General features: G+C 61.4%; 11 protein-coding genes. 7 read left to right on the top strand and 4 right to left on the bottom strand.

The genetic code is table 11. From position 1 onward, the window contains the following. Window positions 1-101: 101 nt before the first annotated feature. On the bottom strand, window positions 102-3,236 hold the full coding sequence (locus VGG64_02840) for a PSD1 and planctomycete cytochrome C domain-containing protein (protein ID HEY1598507.1): 3,135 nt from the start codon (window positions 3,234-3,236) through the stop codon (window positions 102-104). A 155-nt stretch (window positions 3,237-3,391) separates the two neighbouring features. After that, complete coding sequence (locus VGG64_02835) at window positions 3,392-4,855, bottom strand: DUF1501 domain-containing protein (protein ID HEY1598506.1); 1,464 nt, start codon at window positions 4,853-4,855, stop codon at window positions 3,392-3,394. Between the two features lie 725 nt (window positions 4,856-5,580). Here VGG64_02835 and VGG64_02830 point away from each other — a divergent pair. Continuing rightward, window positions 5,581-6,099 (top strand): GNAT family N-acetyltransferase, encoded by a 519-nt coding sequence (locus tag VGG64_02830; GenBank protein HEY1598505.1) that lies wholly within the window; start codon window positions 5,581-5,583, stop codon window positions 6,097-6,099. Between the two features lie 164 nt (window positions 6,100-6,263). On the opposite strand, the gene VGG64_02825 is transcribed toward VGG64_02830, so the two are convergent. Beyond that, entirely contained in the window at window positions 6,264-7,532 is a 1,269-nt protein-coding gene (locus VGG64_02825; GenBank protein HEY1598504.1) for a hypothetical protein, read from the bottom strand. Window positions 7,533-7,610: 78 nt separating this feature from the next. Between VGG64_02825 and VGG64_02820 the strand changes: the two genes are divergently transcribed. From VGG64_02820 to VGG64_02800, 5 genes are all read left to right on the top strand, one after another. Continuing rightward, window positions 7,611-8,249, top strand: coding sequence for a sigma-70 family RNA polymerase sigma factor (locus VGG64_02820; GenBank protein HEY1598503.1), 639 nt, complete (start codon window positions 7,611-7,613; stop codon window positions 8,247-8,249). Further along, window positions 8,246-10,117, top strand: a complete 1,872-nt coding sequence (locus tag VGG64_02815; protein ID HEY1598502.1) for a serine/threonine-protein kinase — start codon at window positions 8,246-8,248, stop codon at window positions 10,115-10,117. Before VGG64_02820 ends, VGG64_02815 begins: the two co-directional genes overlap by 4 nt. Before the next feature lie 312 nt (window positions 10,118-10,429). After that, complete coding sequence (locus VGG64_02810; GenBank protein ID HEY1598501.1) at window positions 10,430-10,960, top strand: MarR family transcriptional regulator; 531 nt, start codon at window positions 10,430-10,432, stop codon at window positions 10,958-10,960. Between the two features lie 124 nt (window positions 10,961-11,084). Then, window positions 11,085-12,344: an NAD(P)/FAD-dependent oxidoreductase gene (locus tag VGG64_02805; protein ID HEY1598500.1), complete on the top strand. Its 1,260-nt coding sequence runs from the start codon at window positions 11,085-11,087 to the stop codon at window positions 12,342-12,344. A gap of 21 nt (window positions 12,345-12,365) precedes the next feature. Further along, window positions 12,366-13,634: a cation:proton antiporter gene (locus tag VGG64_02800; GenBank protein ID HEY1598499.1), complete on the top strand. Its 1,269-nt coding sequence runs from the start codon at window positions 12,366-12,368 to the stop codon at window positions 13,632-13,634. A 32-nt stretch (window positions 13,635-13,666) separates the two neighbouring features. Here VGG64_02800 and VGG64_02795 read toward each other — a convergent pair whose 3' ends face one another. Next, window positions 13,667-15,679, bottom strand: a complete 2,013-nt coding sequence (locus tag VGG64_02795; protein HEY1598498.1) for a sigma 54-interacting transcriptional regulator — start codon at window positions 15,677-15,679, stop codon at window positions 13,667-13,669. Between the two features lie 430 nt (window positions 15,680-16,109). Between VGG64_02795 and VGG64_02790 the strand changes: the two genes are divergently transcribed. Further along, window positions 16,110-16,373: hypothetical protein (locus tag VGG64_02790; GenBank protein HEY1598497.1), on the top strand; the 264-nt coding region annotated here is incomplete at its 3' end.

The raw sequence follows: 16,373 nt of genomic DNA, 5'->3' as shown, positions 1-16,373 counted from the left end.
GCCGAAGCCGCTGCCGGTGCGCCTGAGGAAATCACGGCGATTGGCATAAACCGGAGCCGGCGCCGCGATCAGATTCTGAATGTCATGCATGGCAGAATCGCTCAATCAACATAAATAAATTCGTTCAATCCCAACAGCACCTGGCAGAAGTCGGCCAGTGCGATCGTTCGCGCAGCCGGCTTTCCTTCCGCGGTGTAGAGGGCAGACTGCTGGTCGAGGAAGCTCGTCGCGTCCGCCAATTCGTCGTCGCCCGGCGGCCGAGCCAAGGCGATCAGATAAGCCCGGCGCACCATGTCGGCTGGCGTCGCGTCATTGGCCGAGGCCGCGCGTGCGGCCAGCTGTTGGGCTGCTTCGCGCACCAGTCCGTTGTTCAGCAGCAACAGCGCCTGCGGCGCGATAGTGGTGCTGGACCGTGCGCCGATTCCTTGCAACGCATTCGGGGCGTCGAACAGCATCATCATGGGCACGAGCTTGCTGCGTTTGATGGTGAAATAAATGCTCCGCCGCCGCTGGTTATCGTCCAGCGTGCCGGGGCCGTACATCGTCTCGTCCAGAATCCCACCGGTGGCCAGCATGGCGTCGCGAATCGTCTCGGCCTCCAGCCGCTGTCGCGTGCGCCGCCAGCAGAGCTTGTCGTCGGGATCGATCTTGGACCGTGCCTCGTCGGATTGCGCGCCTTGCGTATAGACGGCACTAGTCATAATCAGCCGATGAAGGGGCTTCAATCGCCAGCCATGGGCGATCAGTTCGCCGGCCAGGTAGTCGAGCAACTCCGGATGCGTCGGCCGCTCGCCGGCCGTGCCGAAGTCGCTCGCCGTGACCACGATGCCCCGCCCGATATGATGTTGCCACAGTCGATTGACGATCACTCGCGCCAGCAGATGTCCGGCGCCGCGCTGCTGATCGGTGATCCATTCAGCCAGTGTGCGCCGTCGGTAACTTGTCCGCCAGTTCGCCGGCGGCGAGGTTTGCCAGGCCTGCTCTTTCTCAGGCGCGGTCATTAAGACCTGGAGAAAACCCTGCGTGACGACCTCTTTCTTGCGATTCAAATCACCCCGCTCGAGGAAGTGCGTTTCCTTGAGGAAATCGTCTCCTTGGGTGTGCAATCGAATGGCAGGCAAGCCCTCGCTCGTAATCATGACCTTGGTCAACGTCGGTAGCGGAGCCTTGGCGGCATGTTCAAGTGCCGCGCGCGACAGGTTTCGCCACTGTTCGTCGAGCGGACCAAACCAGCGCAGCATCGCCGCACGTGCTTCGTCCCCAGGCGTGGCTCCGGCACGCGCTGCCAGCGTATCAATTTCGCGCTCGTTTTGGCGAACCGCGGGGGCATCGAGAGCGAGTGTCGTGCGTGAATTCGTAATCGCCAGTCGGGGCCGGCCCATGGCATGCCCGGCGTTGTTTTCGAACTTCAGCGTGATCGTTAAAACAGTCCCGACTTCGTTACCGAACGGCGCGGCAAAATCAAACGCCGCGGAGTGCACCTGGCCAATCTGGCCATCGACGGCCCAGGCCGATTTCTTGTCCTCATCGATAGCCGCCGCGACAGGCAACCCGGCTTGCTCGAACGTCGCGCGGGCCGCACTTAGCTTCACGGGCGTTGCTTCCCCTTCTTTACCCGCAGGCCCAACGGTCACCTGAATATTAGAAAGTGCAAAGTTGCCATTCGCAGCCCGGCCGGGACCTGATTTGGGAAGCGAGGCATCGGGCAGCGCCTCGACCCGCAACGACGTGATGCCGGTCTGATTAGTGCGGGCCACGAATGTAAATGTTTCGGCGTCGGCGTTCTTGCCGCCGACCAAAAGCGATCCGTCGTCTTGCAGGGCGAAGGTTGCGCCCCCTTCCGACTTAGAAGTTTGCAGATCAAGAATCTGCCAAACGGTCGGAGCCGGCGCGTTTTGGGAATTGCCTGCTTCCACTGTTCCTGCCGCGCCCGCGTTGCCTATCGCGGCGCGTAGCGCGCGCCAGGCGTCAAACTTGCCCGGTAACTGTTCGGCCTCGTATTCCGCCAGTGCCAAGGCTAGCGGGGCATGCTCGTTGTCGAAGGCCGTCTTGGCGCGCTCAAAGTTCTCGCGATCGAGGTTCAGGTCGACCTCGCTGCGCACGGCCGTGGTAAAGGTCGACAGCAGGCGGTAATAGTCGGCCGTCGGAATCGGATCGAACTTGTGGTCGTGGCAGCGTGCGCAGCCGATCGTCAGCCCCAACAGCGATGTGCCGATGGTCGCCGACATGTCGTCCAATTCGTCGTAGCGTTCCTTCTCGACCTGGTTCTTCGTGATCTGCGTGCTATGGACGCCAGCGGCCAGGTAGCCCGTGGCCATCAACGCCAGCGGATTCTCCGGCTCGTACTCGTCACCGGCAATCTGCCACTTTACGAACGTGTCGTAAGGCAGATCTTGGTTCAGCGCCTTGATCAGAAAATCGCGGTAGTGATACGCTCCTGGCCGATCGTAATCCTGCTCGAAGCCGTGGCTCTCGGCAAAGCGCGCCAGGTCGAGCCAATGGCGGGCCCAACGTTCGCCATAGTGTGGATTCTCGAGCAAGCGGTCAATCAACCGCTCGTAAGCGTCGCTCGCAGGATCATTGACAAAAGCTTCCACTTCCTCTGGCTGCGGCGGCAGACCGAGTAAATCGAAATAGGCGCGCCGCACCAGCGTGCGACGATCCGTCATCGGGTTGGGCGCTAACTGCTGCTCGTTCAGTCGGGCCATGACGAATCGATCGATTGGCGTCCGGCCCCAGCCTGCGTCGGCAACCGTCGGCGGCGTCGCGTTCAGCAGCGGTTGAAAGGCCCAATGCTTGCGCCCTTCTTCAATGTCGATGGCCTTCCGCTTCTTGCTGGCTGCCGGCGGTTGCCCCGTGCGCGGATCAGGCGCGCCACGTTTGACCCATTCCGTCAGCGACGCGATCTCCCGTTCGGGCAACTTGCCGTCGGGGGGCATCTGCACGTCGCCGTCGTACCGCGCCGCTTTCACTAGCAGGCTGGCGTCAGGGTCGCCGGGCACTACGGCTCGGCCCGAATCCCCTCCCGCCTCCCACCCTTCGCGCGTGTCCAGTAACAGCCCGCCACGCAGAATCTCGGCCTCGTGCGAATGGCACTTATAGCAGCGAGCCACCAGGACGGGCCGCACATTGGTCTCGAAGAATTCGATTTCCTGGGCATCGGGCTCCTCCGCGCGCAGCGGGACACCGACCAGCAATAGTGTGAGGAGCAACGTCGCCGAGCGGAGTTCGGGCATGGGCAGGGTAAGCCGGGGTAGGAAGGACAAGAACTATCTTCGGGCGCAACGGCCTGAGGGTCAATCGTTTGGCTGCGTCCGGACCAACCGAGCCGACGATCATGGCGGCCCTTGTGCCTGCTCGCGGCGTCCGGCAAGTCCTGCGAAGTGGCTCGTTAGCCGAACAGGGCGTGTAGCGGCTTGCCGCCATCCACCAGCGGTGTGGGCCGCCCCTGCGGATCGGCCACGCGCATTTCAGGGTCGATGCCCAGGGCATGAAAGATCGTGGCCGCCAAATCCTCGGGGCTGGTTGGGTGCAGGATCGGCATCGCTGCGTCTTTATCCGATTGCCCATAGGCGATGCCGCCGCGAATACCTCCGCCGGCCACAACAGCTGGGAAGAGCGTGCTCCAATGCCCGCGCCCCCAGTTGCCAGTCGCCGCCGGTGTGCGCCCCATTTCTCCGACGCATACGACCAGTGTCTCGTCGAGCAAACCGCGCTCGTCCAAATCGGTAACCAGCGTCGATAGGCCCGAGTCGAGCCCGGGCAGCAAGAATTTTCGCACGTCGTCACTGTTGATGTGCGAGTCCCAGCCGTAACCGTCGACGGCATCCCAGGCGACCGTGACGAAACGCGAGCCAGCTTCGATCAGCCGCCGAGCCAGCAACGTTGACTGCCCGAATAAGTGCCGGCCATAGCGATCGCGCAATGCGGCCGGCTCTTGGCGAATATCGAGTGCTTGCCGCGTGCGCTCGGACGTGACAAGCGATAACGCCCGCTCCTGAAAGCGCTGGTAGGGCGTGGCGAACGCGTCGCGATCGAGGCGACGGCGCTGGTCGTCGAACTGTTCGAGCAAAGTCCGCCTTTGGTTCAAGCGATCGACCGACAGGCTGCCGTCCGCGGCCAGCCCCTTGATGCGGAAATCGAGGTCCTCGTCCGTGCAATCGCGGTAGAAAGGATTATCCTTCTCGTCCCGTTTGCGAATGTCGGTCGCCAATGCATCGTAACCGCGCCCCAGCCAGCCGGCGTATTGGCCAGGCCGATCGAGCTTGGTGCTGTATTCCTGCATGTGCCCCAGGCGGTTGGGCAAGTAGACATAGCTGGGAATGTCGCGCTGCTGGCCGCCAGTCGCATGCTGGTCGACATGCTCGACGACCGAGCCCATCGCCGGCCAGTCTTTTTCCGTCGCGTTAAAACCGCCGCCTATAGGCAGGTGCCAGGGATGACCCGTTTGAATGTAATGCCCGGCTGTGCTGTGGTCGTTGTAGGGGTGCGTCATCGAACGAATAACGCACAGCTTGTCGCTCACGGCCGCTACGCGCGGCAGATGCTCGCTGATCAGCAACCCCGGAGTCTTGGACGCGATCGGTTGAAAGGGTCCGCGAATTTTGGCTGGGGCGGCAGGCTTCAGATCGAAGGTCTCTAGCTGGCTGGGACCGCCAAACAGAAACAAGAAAATGACGCTTTTGGCCCGGGCGGGCGGCGCGGTTGCAGCAGCGCCTGCCTGTGTCGCTTGGGCTTCGGCCGCCCACAGCTTGCTAAGGCTCAGCCCGAACAGCCCGGCTCCGCCGATTTGCATCATTTGGCGGCGCGAAACGCCGCCGCAAACATGCCGAGTGCCACCTAGGATATTCAGCATCGTGCCCGTACCTCGGAGAACGTGCGAACGCATCAACAAGCGTGGATGGTAGCAAATCACCCAGGGCAATGCACGTCAATTTGTCCACGCCGGCCGACGTAAGTGCTAAAGGCCGCGGCAATATCGACTTCCGAAACACCGGCTACCGTGCCAAAAGGGCACGGGTTCTGGGGACCCACAGAGATAGGGCCAAGATAGTTGCTCCCCTGTCCGCAACTGAATCAATCGACAGGGGGGGGTTACGCTGCGATCAATATTTGCACTATATCGATTTCGACAAGCCCGAAGCGGCGGTGAAATCGCAGACTGCGATAATGGGCATACCAAAGTCGCTTGGCCTTGTTCGCACTGTGCCGCCTGGATCGTTTTCCGTCTGGCATGACTTGGCCCTCCTATGTCCAACTTTTTCTACGCATCAGGTTGTCTATAGGGCTAAGCGAAATCACGAAAAATCTGTTACAGTGCCACCGCGTTGAAAGTGCCGGCACCGACCCGCAATTTCGCGTCGGCGGGCGTTTTTGCGGGGTGCTAATGGGGCGTTGTTGAGCAGTACCTTGCTGAGCGGCGTCTTGCTGGCCACCGCTGACTTCCCCAGTAAATGGCGTCCCAGTAGATACCGGTGGTGCGAACCGGCGACCTGGGCCACCTGGCCGAGAGATCGCAGCAATTTGGACCTGCGTTTGCCACGGATCGCGTCATCCCGCCCGGCCAAAGCGAATCGACCGATGCCCATAGAATTCTCTCATGGCCTGCTTCGCACCTGGCAATGGGAAGATGCGGCGGCGCTGGTGACGCAGGCCAATAACCGCCGCGTCTCGCAGAACATGCGTGACGCGTTTCCGTTCCCCTATACGGCCGACGACGCCGATCGCTGGCTGACCGTAGCCAACAAGTACGACCCGCCACGGAACTTCGCCATCGTCGTCGCGGGCGCTCCGGTCGGGGGCTTGGGCCTGGTGCTGAAAGACGACGTCTACCACCGCACGGCCGAAATCGGCTACTGGCTGGGCGAAGACTACTGGCGACGTGGCATCGCCACCGCCGCGGTGCGGGCCGCGGTCGACTATGCCTTTGCAACGTTCGATCTCTGCCGGCTGTATGCCGGAGTTTTCGCTTGGAATCCGGCCAGCGCGCGAGTGCTGGAAAAAGCCGGTTTCACCTGCGAGGCACGCTTGCGCAACGCCATTACCAAGGATGGCCGCACGACCGACGAACTGATCTACGCGATCGTGCGCGAACCGTAGACGCGCGGCGTATTGTGCCCGCCGTCCCAGGTGTCACGGAGCATTGCGCAACGGCTGGGTGTGTCGCACGCTGGATGCCACACTTGAGGTGCGACGGTTGGCTTGTCCAGCCGTGCGGAATAGCCGAGAGTCTGACGCGGTAAAAATCAGCCACGCCGCGTCATTTATTTCTGCGGCTTCTCGTTGAGCAAATTCTCGGGATCGGGCGTGGGTGCCTCGGCCGGCGGCGCCATGCGATCGGCAATGGCTTGCATTTGCTCGCCGAGCTTCGTATTGCCGGCCCAGCCGGCGCGGCGCGCCTGGTAGCGGTAGCCCGCGACGATGGGATCTTCGTCGACGCCCTCCAGCGGATGATGATGCACGCGATAGATCTCGCGGATCTTGTCTTGCGTCTCCGAAGATAGGCTATCGACTCCCACCTTCAGATCGACATCCTTGGCCAGCTCGATGGTATGCTCCGTCGGCTCGCCAAAGCGGAACGTCTTGGGCGTGCGCTCGAAGCCGAGTTGCATCACCGAATCGGTGGCCACTACGTGAAAAGCGCCGAACACGTGGCACAACTCGTGTACCAGACGCGTGGTCGCGCCGGTCTCTCCCCAACAATCCGGAATCACGACAAACTGGCTAAAATACTGCGACACGCCGCGGATCTCGCCCCGCGGACCAGGAAAGGGCACCATCGTGAATCCGATCACTAAATCAGCTTCTCCCTGATCGACTTTGTGCAGCCACTCGAAGGCCTCGCCGGCGGTTTGCGGCGCCTTCTTGTACTCCCAATTGCGAAAACCGATGACGGTAAAGCGGATCGGAAATTGTTGCTCGAAACGCGCGGCGGCCGCTTCGACGATACCTCGAGCCCGCTGTTGCCAATCATTGCGGAAGAACGCGCGATATTCCTTACCTCCCGCGATGACGACGGAGAGCTCGCGGACGTGCTGCCAGTGACGCGCTGGTTCGGGCGCGGGTGCGGCCTTGTTGGTATGAGCCTGACCCGCCGCTGGAGACCGGGCGGACGACCCGTTCAGGGCGGGTGCGGCGGCCGCTACGGATCGCAACTCGAGCTTCCCGCCCGCTGAATTCACGAATCGATAGCGGCGTCCCGGCTGCAAAGAGTAGCGAGTCTGGCGACCGTCGCTGCGGTACTGGCAATCGAGCGAGGTTTCGGTGGCCACCGTCTCGGCCTGGCCTTGGGCGATCGTGACGTCACGGCCCGTCGACGCGTTCCTAGCAAAAATCCGGCAGGTCACAGCAGCCGGGCTGCCATTCTCGATCGTGATCGATGCCTGCGAAACCGTTGATATCGCGAGCGCGACCAAAACGGCCCCGATCAGGCTCGACGGCCCAATCGGCGGGGCGCTCGATGGCGGCCTGGTTCCTCGCTGCCGACTTCCAACGACGAGGATATCGCCCGTTAAAACCCTTAGTATCGTCATGCCAACCTGCTGTTCCCCAGGACGGCCCAGGCGTGCAAAATCCAGCTACGCTAAGACTTCTCCATTATACTTGCAACAATGTGGCCAGACTCGTCTGAAACTCAAGAGTTGCTTGCCGCTGCCGGCGCGGGGGATGCTGCCGCGCGAAATCGCCTGTTGGAACGCCATCGCGACGCTTTGCGACGAATGGTGGGCCTGCGTATGGACCGGGCCGTGCAGGGGCGCCTCGATGCCAGCGATATCGTGCAGGACGTGTTGGTCGAGGCCGATCGGCGGCTGGCCGATTACCTGGCCACGGCCAAGATGCCGTTTCTGGTCTGGCTGCGTCATCTGGCACGCGACCATTTGATCGACGCGCACCGCCGTCACCGCGGCGCAGCGCGGCGGAGCGTCGATCGCGAGCAGCGTCCGGCCGCGCCGGAATTCGCCGACCAGTCGGCGCTCGATCTGGCAGGACTCGTGCGCGATCGTAATCCCACGCCGGCGGCAGCCGCGACGCACCGAGAATTGGAGCTGCGCTTTCAGGCGGCGCTGGAAACGCTCGACGAGACAGACCGCGAAATCATTCTCATGCGCCACTTCGAGCAATTCACGAATCAGCAAGCGGCCCAAGCTTTGGAACTCAGCGAGCCCGCCGCCGGCATGCGCTATCTGCGCGCGATGCGGCGACTGCGGGCCGAATTGGAAGAGTCGCCCAACGAGCGGGAATCCCCATGAACGGTGGTCGACCGATCGCTCCCGACGCGCAAGCCAAAACTGGGAACGCTGATCCGGCTGGTTCGGCCACGGACAGGGACGAGCGACTGGCCCAGATGCTAGGCGAGATGGGCGAGCACTTGCGTAGGGGCCAACACGCAGCGATCGATCGCCTGCTCGCCGACAATGCCGACCTGGCGGACGAACTACGCCCCCTGTGGGCGGCGATGCTCGTCACCGATTGCATAGCGGCCGGCGCGAGGCAATCGGCAGCAGCCTCGAATCCGCCATCGCGTTCAAGGGCGGGGGCGTTGGCCGCCGATGCCACACATGACCATACCCCGGCGGGCGTTCCGCCAGCATCGCCGCTCGATGGGCCACGCAATCCTGCATTCGACATGCGAGACGGCAGCGAAGTTGCGGTTTCTGCGGCCGTCCTGCGGCGCTTTGCCGATTACGAGTTGCACGAAGAGTTGGGACGCGGCGGGATGGGTGTCGTCTATAAGGCGCGGCAGGTCAGCCTTGATCGTATCGTGGCGCTGAAAATGGTGTTACGTGCCGACATGGCCAGTGCCGCCGACCTGGCACGCTTTCGCAGCGAGGCGGAAGCCGCCGCACGGCTCGACCATCCGGCGATCGTGCCGGTTTACGAAGTCGGCGCGCAGGACGGACAGCCCTATTTCACCATGAAGTACGTGGCCGGCACCACGTTGGCACGCAAGTTGGCCGACGGCCCGCTTTCGGCACGCAACGCCGCGGCGCTCTTGGCGCCGGTGGCCCGGGCGATTCATTTCGCCCACACGCGCGGCGTGCTGCACCGCGACCTGAAGCCGTCGAACATCCTGATAGACACAGAAGGGCGGCCGCACGTTTCGGATTTCGGGTTGGCCAAACGCGTCGAAGCTGATTCGAATCTCACGCTGACCGGTGCCATCTTGGGAACGCCGGCCCATATGGCGCCCGAACAAGCGGCCGGATCGCGCGGCAAGCTGGGGCCCACAAGCGACGTCTACAGCCTGGGCACGATTCTGTATCAGATGCTCACAGGACGGCCGCCCTTTCAGGCCGCCTCGCCGGTCGACACGGTGTTGCTGGTTCTCGAGCAGGATCCCTTGCCCCCCAGGCTTGTCAATCCGCGGGCCGATCGCGAACTGGAGATGATCGCGCTCAAATGCCTGCAAAAGCCACAGGATTTGCGTTACGAGAGCGCGAAGCTTCTGGCCGATGATCTCGATGCGTTCCTGGCCGACGAACCGACGGCGGCCCGCAGTGGCATTTTCACGCAAGTGTTGTCGCGCGCGTTTCGAGAAACGCATCACGCCACGGTGCTCGAGAACTGGGGCTTGCTGTGGATGTGGCACAGCCTGGCTCTGCTGGTCACCTGCCTGCTGACAAATCTTTTGCAGTGGCAGGGGGCCACGTCCGCCTTACCGTACTTGGCGCTGTGGACGGCAGGGCTGGGCACCTGGGCGGCCATCTTCTGGACGTTGCGGCGCCGTGCCGGCCCGGTAACCTTTGTCGAGCGACAGATTGCGCACGTGTGGGCCGCCAGTATGATCAGCATCGTGGTCTTGTTTTATGTCGAGATGATCATGGGGCTGCCGGTGCTCGCCTTGTCGCCTGTGCTAGGATTGGTCGGCGGCATGGTCTTTGTCGTGAAGGCGGGCACACTGTCTGGGCAGTTTTACTTTCAAGCGGCCGCTCTGTTTGCCACCGCGCTTGGCATGGCGCTGTTAGAGCGGCTGAAGATCCCGCTGGGCCTCACACTGTTTGGCGTGGTCTCGGCCGCCTGCTTCTTTCTGCCTGGGCTGAAGTATTACTGGCAGCGGCGCGACGCGGATCTGGATGCTGCGTCCCTAACGGCCGATGACAGTATCGCTCGTCGGTAAGTCCGCCGCGGACGAGCGCGGCGAATCCGAAGCCACCGGCACGGCCGGTATCATGGCCAGAGGCTCTCCTCCGCGGCCTGTAGAATTCGCGATATGAGATCGGACCGGACGTGCACGGACAGAATTCTTTGGAAACCAGCGATTTCCCCGAGAAATACGCGATTCGTCCGATCAAGACGTCAATTTTCGGAGCGGTGAATAATTCCATAAATTGAATAAGTCGGCTGGTGAAATGGGTGGTTTGGCACCCATTACGATGTCGCAACGATATTTGTCTAGACAATTGTTGTTCCAGGGCCTATGGTGAGGGGCATGCCAACGACTACCAGCAAACGACGATCCGTCCGATCCTCACGGGCCGCCGGCCAGGGCACCCGCGCCAAGCCCCACGGGTTCGACTCGCTCGAACAGCAGGCTTTTTTGAACCTCTGGCGCACCTATGATCGCCTGAAGGCGGTCGAAGACGCGCTTTTCGGTCGTTACGACCTTACGGCCCAGCAATACAACGCCCTCCGGTTGTTGCGGGCCGAATATCCGGCCGCCTTGCAGACGCTGACGCTGGCCGGCCGTTTGATTTCGCGATCGCCCGATATCACGCGCCTGTTGGACAAGCTCGACGAGCGCGGCCTCATCGAGCGGCATCGCCCGACGGGCAATCGTCGCGTGGTGCAAGTTGCGATCACCAAGACCGGCGTGTCCCTGTTGGAAAAGCTTGCGATCGAGTTGCGTGATTGCCACGAAAAGCAATTAGGCCACTTAAAAGAAAAAAAGCTGCAAACGTTGATCGCACTATTACGCCAGGCCCGTGGCCCGCATGAAGAGCCAAGCGAACTGTCCATTTGAACGCTGCCCGCGCTTTGCCGCTCGGAAGGGAATACGGGCATGAAGTTCGTTCGTCGTCTGATACCTCATCTCTGATCGAGCTGTCGAACCAAGTTGCGATTTTGCACCGGAGGCTAGCAAACCAATGATCGCCGATTCTATGAATAACAACGAACAATCAGTGCCGGTGGTTGTCATCGGGGGCGGACCGGGCGGGGCCACTACGTCGACCTTGATCGCCCAACAGGGCTACAAGGTGCAACTGTTCGAGCGCGAGCACTTTCCTCGTTTCCACATCGGCGAGTCGTTGATACCCGAGACCTACTGGGTGCTCGAGCGGCTTGGCATGCTCGACAAAATGAAGAGCAGCCCTTTCATCAACAAATACAGCGTGCAATTCGTCACGGCCACCGGCAAATTGTCGGAGCCGTTCTACTTTGTCGACCACAAGCCGCACGATTGCTCTCGCACCTGGCAGGTGGTGCGCAGTGAGTTCGACAAAATGATGCTCGACAACGCCCGCGAGCATGGCGTGGAAGTACACGAGGGAACGCGGGTCCTGGAAGTCCTCATGGAAGGGGAGCGGGCCGTGGGGGTGCGTGTGATCGACGACGCCGGGCGCGAGCGAACTGTCCGCGCACAAGTGGTGGTCGATGCCAGCGGTCAGAGCGGCCTAATCGCCAGCCGGCTGAAATTGCGCGAGGTCGACCCGTTGTTGAAAAAGGGGGCCCTCTGGACATATTTCGAGGGAGCCTATCGTGACGTCGGCCGTGACGAGGGGGCCACGCTGGTCCTTCAAACCAAAGAGAAGAAGGGCTGGTTTTGGTACATCCCCCTGCACAACAACATCGTTAGCGTCGGCATCGTTTCGACATTTGAAGAATTGTTCAAAGATCGTCGCCCCTACGAAGAAGTCTACGACGAGCAGTTGGACCTCTGCCCCACCGTGAAAGAACGGGTCTCGATCGGCAAACGTAAGGGAGGGTTCTTCGCGACAAAGGATTACTCTTACCGTGCCCGCGTCGCCGCCGGCGACGGTTGGGTGCTAGTCGGCGATGCCTATGGATTCCTCGATCCGTTGTATTCCTCGGGCGTTCTGCTGGCGCTGCGATCGGGCATGTTGGTGGCCGACACGATCGTCGAAGGCCTGTCGAAGAGTGATACGTCGGCCGCGCAGCTGGGTAAGTGGGCGCCCGCGTTCAACCAGGGAATGGATCGCATGCGTCGCCTGGTCTGCGAATTCTACGAAGGCTTCAGCTTTGGCCGTTTCGTCAAGAAGTATCCGCATTTCAAGGGACATCTGACGGATCTGTTGATTGGCGACTTGTTCAAAGACTCGGTCGATGAAGTGATCGAGCCGATAAATACAATTCGGGCGGAAATGAAGCTGCCTGTCGATGCCTAGCGGTCCTGAAGTCGACAGAATATGACCTCTCAAGAGTTTGCCCGCCTGCTCATCGATTTGGCCGTGCTGCTTTCTTGCGCGCTGGCCGGCGGCTGGATCATGCGCCGCTTGCGGCAGCCGGCAGTTTTGGGAGAAATGCTCGCAGGCATCTTGTTGGGGCCGACGATTCTCGGCGCCCTGGCGCCCGACTGCCAGGATTGGCTGTTCACAGACGCTGGGGCTGCTGCCACGGCGCGCGGCGCGATCATCAAGCTGGGAATGCTCTTCTTTTTGTTTGTGATCGGCCTGGAAATCGATCTGGCCCAATTCCGCAAGTACGGTTGGGCCGCGTTCCTGATTGGTGTGATCGGCACGATGGTGCCGCTGGCGTGTGGCGTGGCGATGGTTTACGCCCTGCCGGAGCAGATGCTGCCCTCCCAGGTAGCGCGATTGCCGTTCGGACTGTTCATTGGTACGGCACTGGCCAATACCGCCAACCCCGTGCTGGCGCGCATTCTGGCCGATTTGGGGCTGATCAAGCAGAACTTTGGCGCCATGCTGATGACGGCCACAATCGTCGACGACCTGATTAGTTGGTCTTTGCTGGCGGTGATTCTTGAGACGTTTGACTCGCCAGCCGAGTCGCCCGGATACAGCAGCGTTGCCAGCAGTTTGGCACTCGTGGCCGTGTTACTGGTGGTGGCAATCGTGATCGGTCAGTTCGTCGCCACGCCGCTACTAAGGATTGCGCGTCGTGGGTCGTGGCCTACCAGCTATATCGGTGCGACCGTTGTGTTGGTGCTGGCGAGTGCCGCCATGTCCGAACATTTCGGCGTCCACGCTTTTCTCGGACCTTTTCTACTCGGTATTGGCATGGCAGCCACGCCCCGCGAGCGCAGCGAAGCACACGAAGTCTTGAACCAGTTCGCACTCAGCTTCTTTGTACCGATTTATTTTGTATCGATGGGCCTTTCGGCCGATTTCATCAAGGATTTCAACGTGGCGTGGGTCGTCTCGATCTTCCTGGTCGCGTGTGTCAGCAAGATCCTTAGTGCGTTTGTCGCTGCACGTTGGGCAGGCCTCGACAACCGGAGGTCGCTGGCCGTGGGGGTGGCCATGAACGCTCGCGGCGCCACGGGCATTATTCTGGCCGGCGTCGGCATCGAGCACGGTATCGTCAATCGCGAAATCTACGTCGCGCTCGTGATCATGGCCTTGACCACCAGCATGATGGCCGGCCCGATGATGAAGCTCGTCTGGCCGGATGCCAGTCTGGCGGACTCCGCGATACCTGCCAGTGGAGATTACTAGGGCGGCCGCTATCTAATGGGCACCGCCAAATACTAGGGCACGCGGCGAGGAAAGCCCTCGTGCAGCTCATAGCGCTGGATCTTGCGGTCGAGAGTCGATCGCTCGATGCCTAGCATGCTGGCCGTCTGACTCTTGTTCCAGCCGGTAGCTTTGAGTGTCGCCAGAATATGCTTCCTTTCCATTTCGGCCAGCGACGTTGGCACGAATTCCTGGGGCATGCTGGGCGTTTCGGTGGTGTCGCCCGTCGTAGGCAATTTCGACAGCATCAGATCCTGCTGGTCGATGTATTCTCCCTCGGCCAGCACGATGGCCCGCTCGATGACGTTTTTCATCTCACGGACATTTCCAGGCCAGCGATAACGGGATAGCTGTTCCATGGCGCGGGGAGTGAAGCCAAGCCGCTTGCGGCCGGTTTCGGCGTTGAAGCGCTGGAAGAAATAGTCGGCCAACATCGCGATGTCTTCGGGTCGCTTACGCAGCGCGGGCACGACGATCTCGAGCACGTGCAGGCGGAAGTACAGATCGCGGCGAAAACGGCTTTCGGTCACGTCCTTTTCCAGGTCCCGATTCGTGGCCGCTATGACCCGCACATCCACTTTCAATGATTCACTGCCGCCGACGCGCTCGAAGGGATGCCCCTCGAGAACTCGCAACAATTTGGCCTGAATCGTGGGGCTCATTTCGCCGATTTCGTCCAACATCAGCGTACCCTTGTGGGCCGCTTCGAACTTGCCGATCTTTTTCTCGACAGCCCCTGTAAACGCCCCTCGTTCGTGGCCGAACAATTCGCTTTCCAGAATGCTCTCAGCCAGGGCGGCGCAGTTAACGCACACGAACGGCCCTTTTTTCCGCGGGCTGGAGAAATGTACCGCACGTGCGACCAGTTCCTTGCCGACGCCGCTTTCGCCCCGGATGAGCACCGTGGCGTTCGAGGGCGCCGCCCGCGCGATTTCCTCGATGATCCGCGAAATGGCCGGGCTGTTACCGACAATTTCGCTCTGCGCGCCCAGCCGCTCGCGCAGTTGCACATTTTCATCTCGAATCTGATTCAGATTCTCGGCCAACTCTTGGCGTCGATGCAGATTCTGCAGCGCCACGGCCACTGTGTCGGCCACGGCCAACGTGAACTCCAGATCGTCAGGATCTGGGACGCGCGTCGGATTCGTCGAGTACAGATGGATCAAGCCAAAGATCGTGCGGCCACGTCGGATCGGGGCGCAAATCACGCTCGTGGCATGAATCTCCCCCTTGCTGTCGCGGCTGCTTACCGAGCTATCGCCCATGATATTGCGGGCGAGCACCGCCTCACCCTCGCGCAAGACCGTGGCCGCAAGAAAGGCCGAGACTCGATAGTAGGGCAGCTCCGTGTCGGTACGCGAGGCGATCACCTCGAGCGCTTCGGCCGTGGCGGCCGAGCCGCGCCGTAACAACAACAGTCCGCCGGCATCGACCTGCGTTCCTTCAAACAGGCCCGCGATCGCAAGCTTGGCCATGGCCATCGGATCGGGACTCTTCGCGAGCTCGAATGCCAGTCGACAGAGCTTGGCCGCGGCGCGACCGACCTTCGAAACGCCGCCGTCGTCTTCTTCGTGCGGCTCGAGGAATTTGGTTTGTCCGCGGCGATGAGTGATCGTTGTCGGTTCATGCCCGTCTAGCACTTCTACTTCGGGCTGGCGTGGCATCGGACCATTGCCAACCGACGGAGCCATCGTCCGCGCCGAACTGCCGGTTTCAGGGAAGGCCTTGGAGAGATCGTCGACGAATGCCAGCTGCGAGCGTCCGATATGAATCACATCCCCCGGTGAAAGGGGGATATCGCCACGGACCAGTCCGTCGCCGACAATCGTGCCGTTGCGGCTGTCCAGGTCACGCAGGGTCCAACGCCCCTCGGACTGAAACAGTTCCGCGTGACATCGGCTACAGCGCTCGTCTTTGATAATGATCTGGTTTGTCGGCGCGCGGCCAACCGTGACGGTTTGTCCCGGCACCAGCCGGAACACGTCCGTCCACTTCGACCCTTCACGGATAACCAGATAAGCCAGCATCAAGGCCTCGGCGTTTTACACGATGTCAGGCACCTTGCGTCCGGCGGCCGAAGCTCAAAGGGGCGGGTTGGGACGTGTACCCCTCCACCGGCGTACCGACAGACACCGTGGCCGCGCTAGCGAATCATGCGCCAAACATTTGCCTGCTTCTACCTTATCGAGATACCGGTGGTGCCTGCAAGCGGATTCCTCCGTGCCGACAAATGCCGTAGTAAGGGCCGATCATGAGCAGGCGGGGACCTGATGATCCCTGCGGATACCTAGGTTGTACCGGCGTTTTCTTGCAGCCGCAGATGCCGGCAACTACGCTGAAGTCTGGTAACGTGGCGTTTTTAGGTTCTTTGGCGCCTGGCCGCAATTAACAGTGCGTGGACCCAGAATTCCGCGCCAGAGGTCCGGCCCACCGGGGAACGCAAGGGGGAGAAGAGCGATGTATAGTCGAGTCCTTTCTACCACCAGACATGCCTTATGTCGCACCGCGATACTGGCAGCGATTATAGCCATCATTGGTACGCGTTCTGTTTCTGCGCAATCGGGACTGGTTGGTGGCTCGTTCATAGGTCAGGCCGTGGGTGGTATCTCGATTGATGCGCATGGTGTGTTGCTCAATGCCGAGCGGGATAATCTGAACAAGTTGCGGGCGTTGCGGGCGCAGGCACTGGCCGAGGTACCGGGCGATCTGCGTCAGCCGACC

Source organism: Pirellulales bacterium, assembly GCA_036490175.1.
Classification (GTDB): domain Bacteria; phylum Planctomycetota; class Planctomycetia; order Pirellulales; family JACPPG01; genus JACPPG01.
Note: the sequence above shows the minus strand (reverse complement) of the source record. Positions and strands in the feature narration are given on the sequence as shown.

Coding starts and splice junctions, on each gene's coding strand:
- VGG64_02825 (HEY1598504.1), bottom strand. CDS start 7,532: ATGACGATACTAAGGGTTTTAACGGGCGATATCCTCGTCGTTGGAAGT.
- VGG64_02815 (HEY1598502.1), top strand. CDS start 8,246: ATGAACGGTGGTCGACCGATCGCTCCCGACGCGCAAGCCAAAACTGGG.
- VGG64_02830 (HEY1598505.1), top strand. CDS start 5,581: ATGCCCATAGAATTCTCTCATGGCCTGCTTCGCACCTGGCAATGGGAA.
- VGG64_02805 (HEY1598500.1), top strand. CDS start 11,085: ATGATCGCCGATTCTATGAATAACAACGAACAATCAGTGCCGGTGGTT.
- VGG64_02820 (HEY1598503.1), top strand. CDS start 7,611: ATGTGGCCAGACTCGTCTGAAACTCAAGAGTTGCTTGCCGCTGCCGGC.
- VGG64_02800 (HEY1598499.1), top strand. CDS start 12,366: ATGACCTCTCAAGAGTTTGCCCGCCTGCTCATCGATTTGGCCGTGCTG.
- VGG64_02795 (HEY1598498.1), bottom strand. CDS start 15,679: ATGCTGGCTTATCTGGTTATCCGTGAAGGGTCGAAGTGGACGGACGTG.
- VGG64_02810 (HEY1598501.1), top strand. CDS start 10,430: ATGCCAACGACTACCAGCAAACGACGATCCGTCCGATCCTCACGGGCC.
- VGG64_02840 (HEY1598507.1), bottom strand. CDS start 3,236: ATGCCCGAACTCCGCTCGGCGACGTTGCTCCTCACACTATTGCTGGTC.
- VGG64_02835 (HEY1598506.1), bottom strand. CDS start 4,855: ATGCTGAATATCCTAGGTGGCACTCGGCATGTTTGCGGCGGCGTTTCG.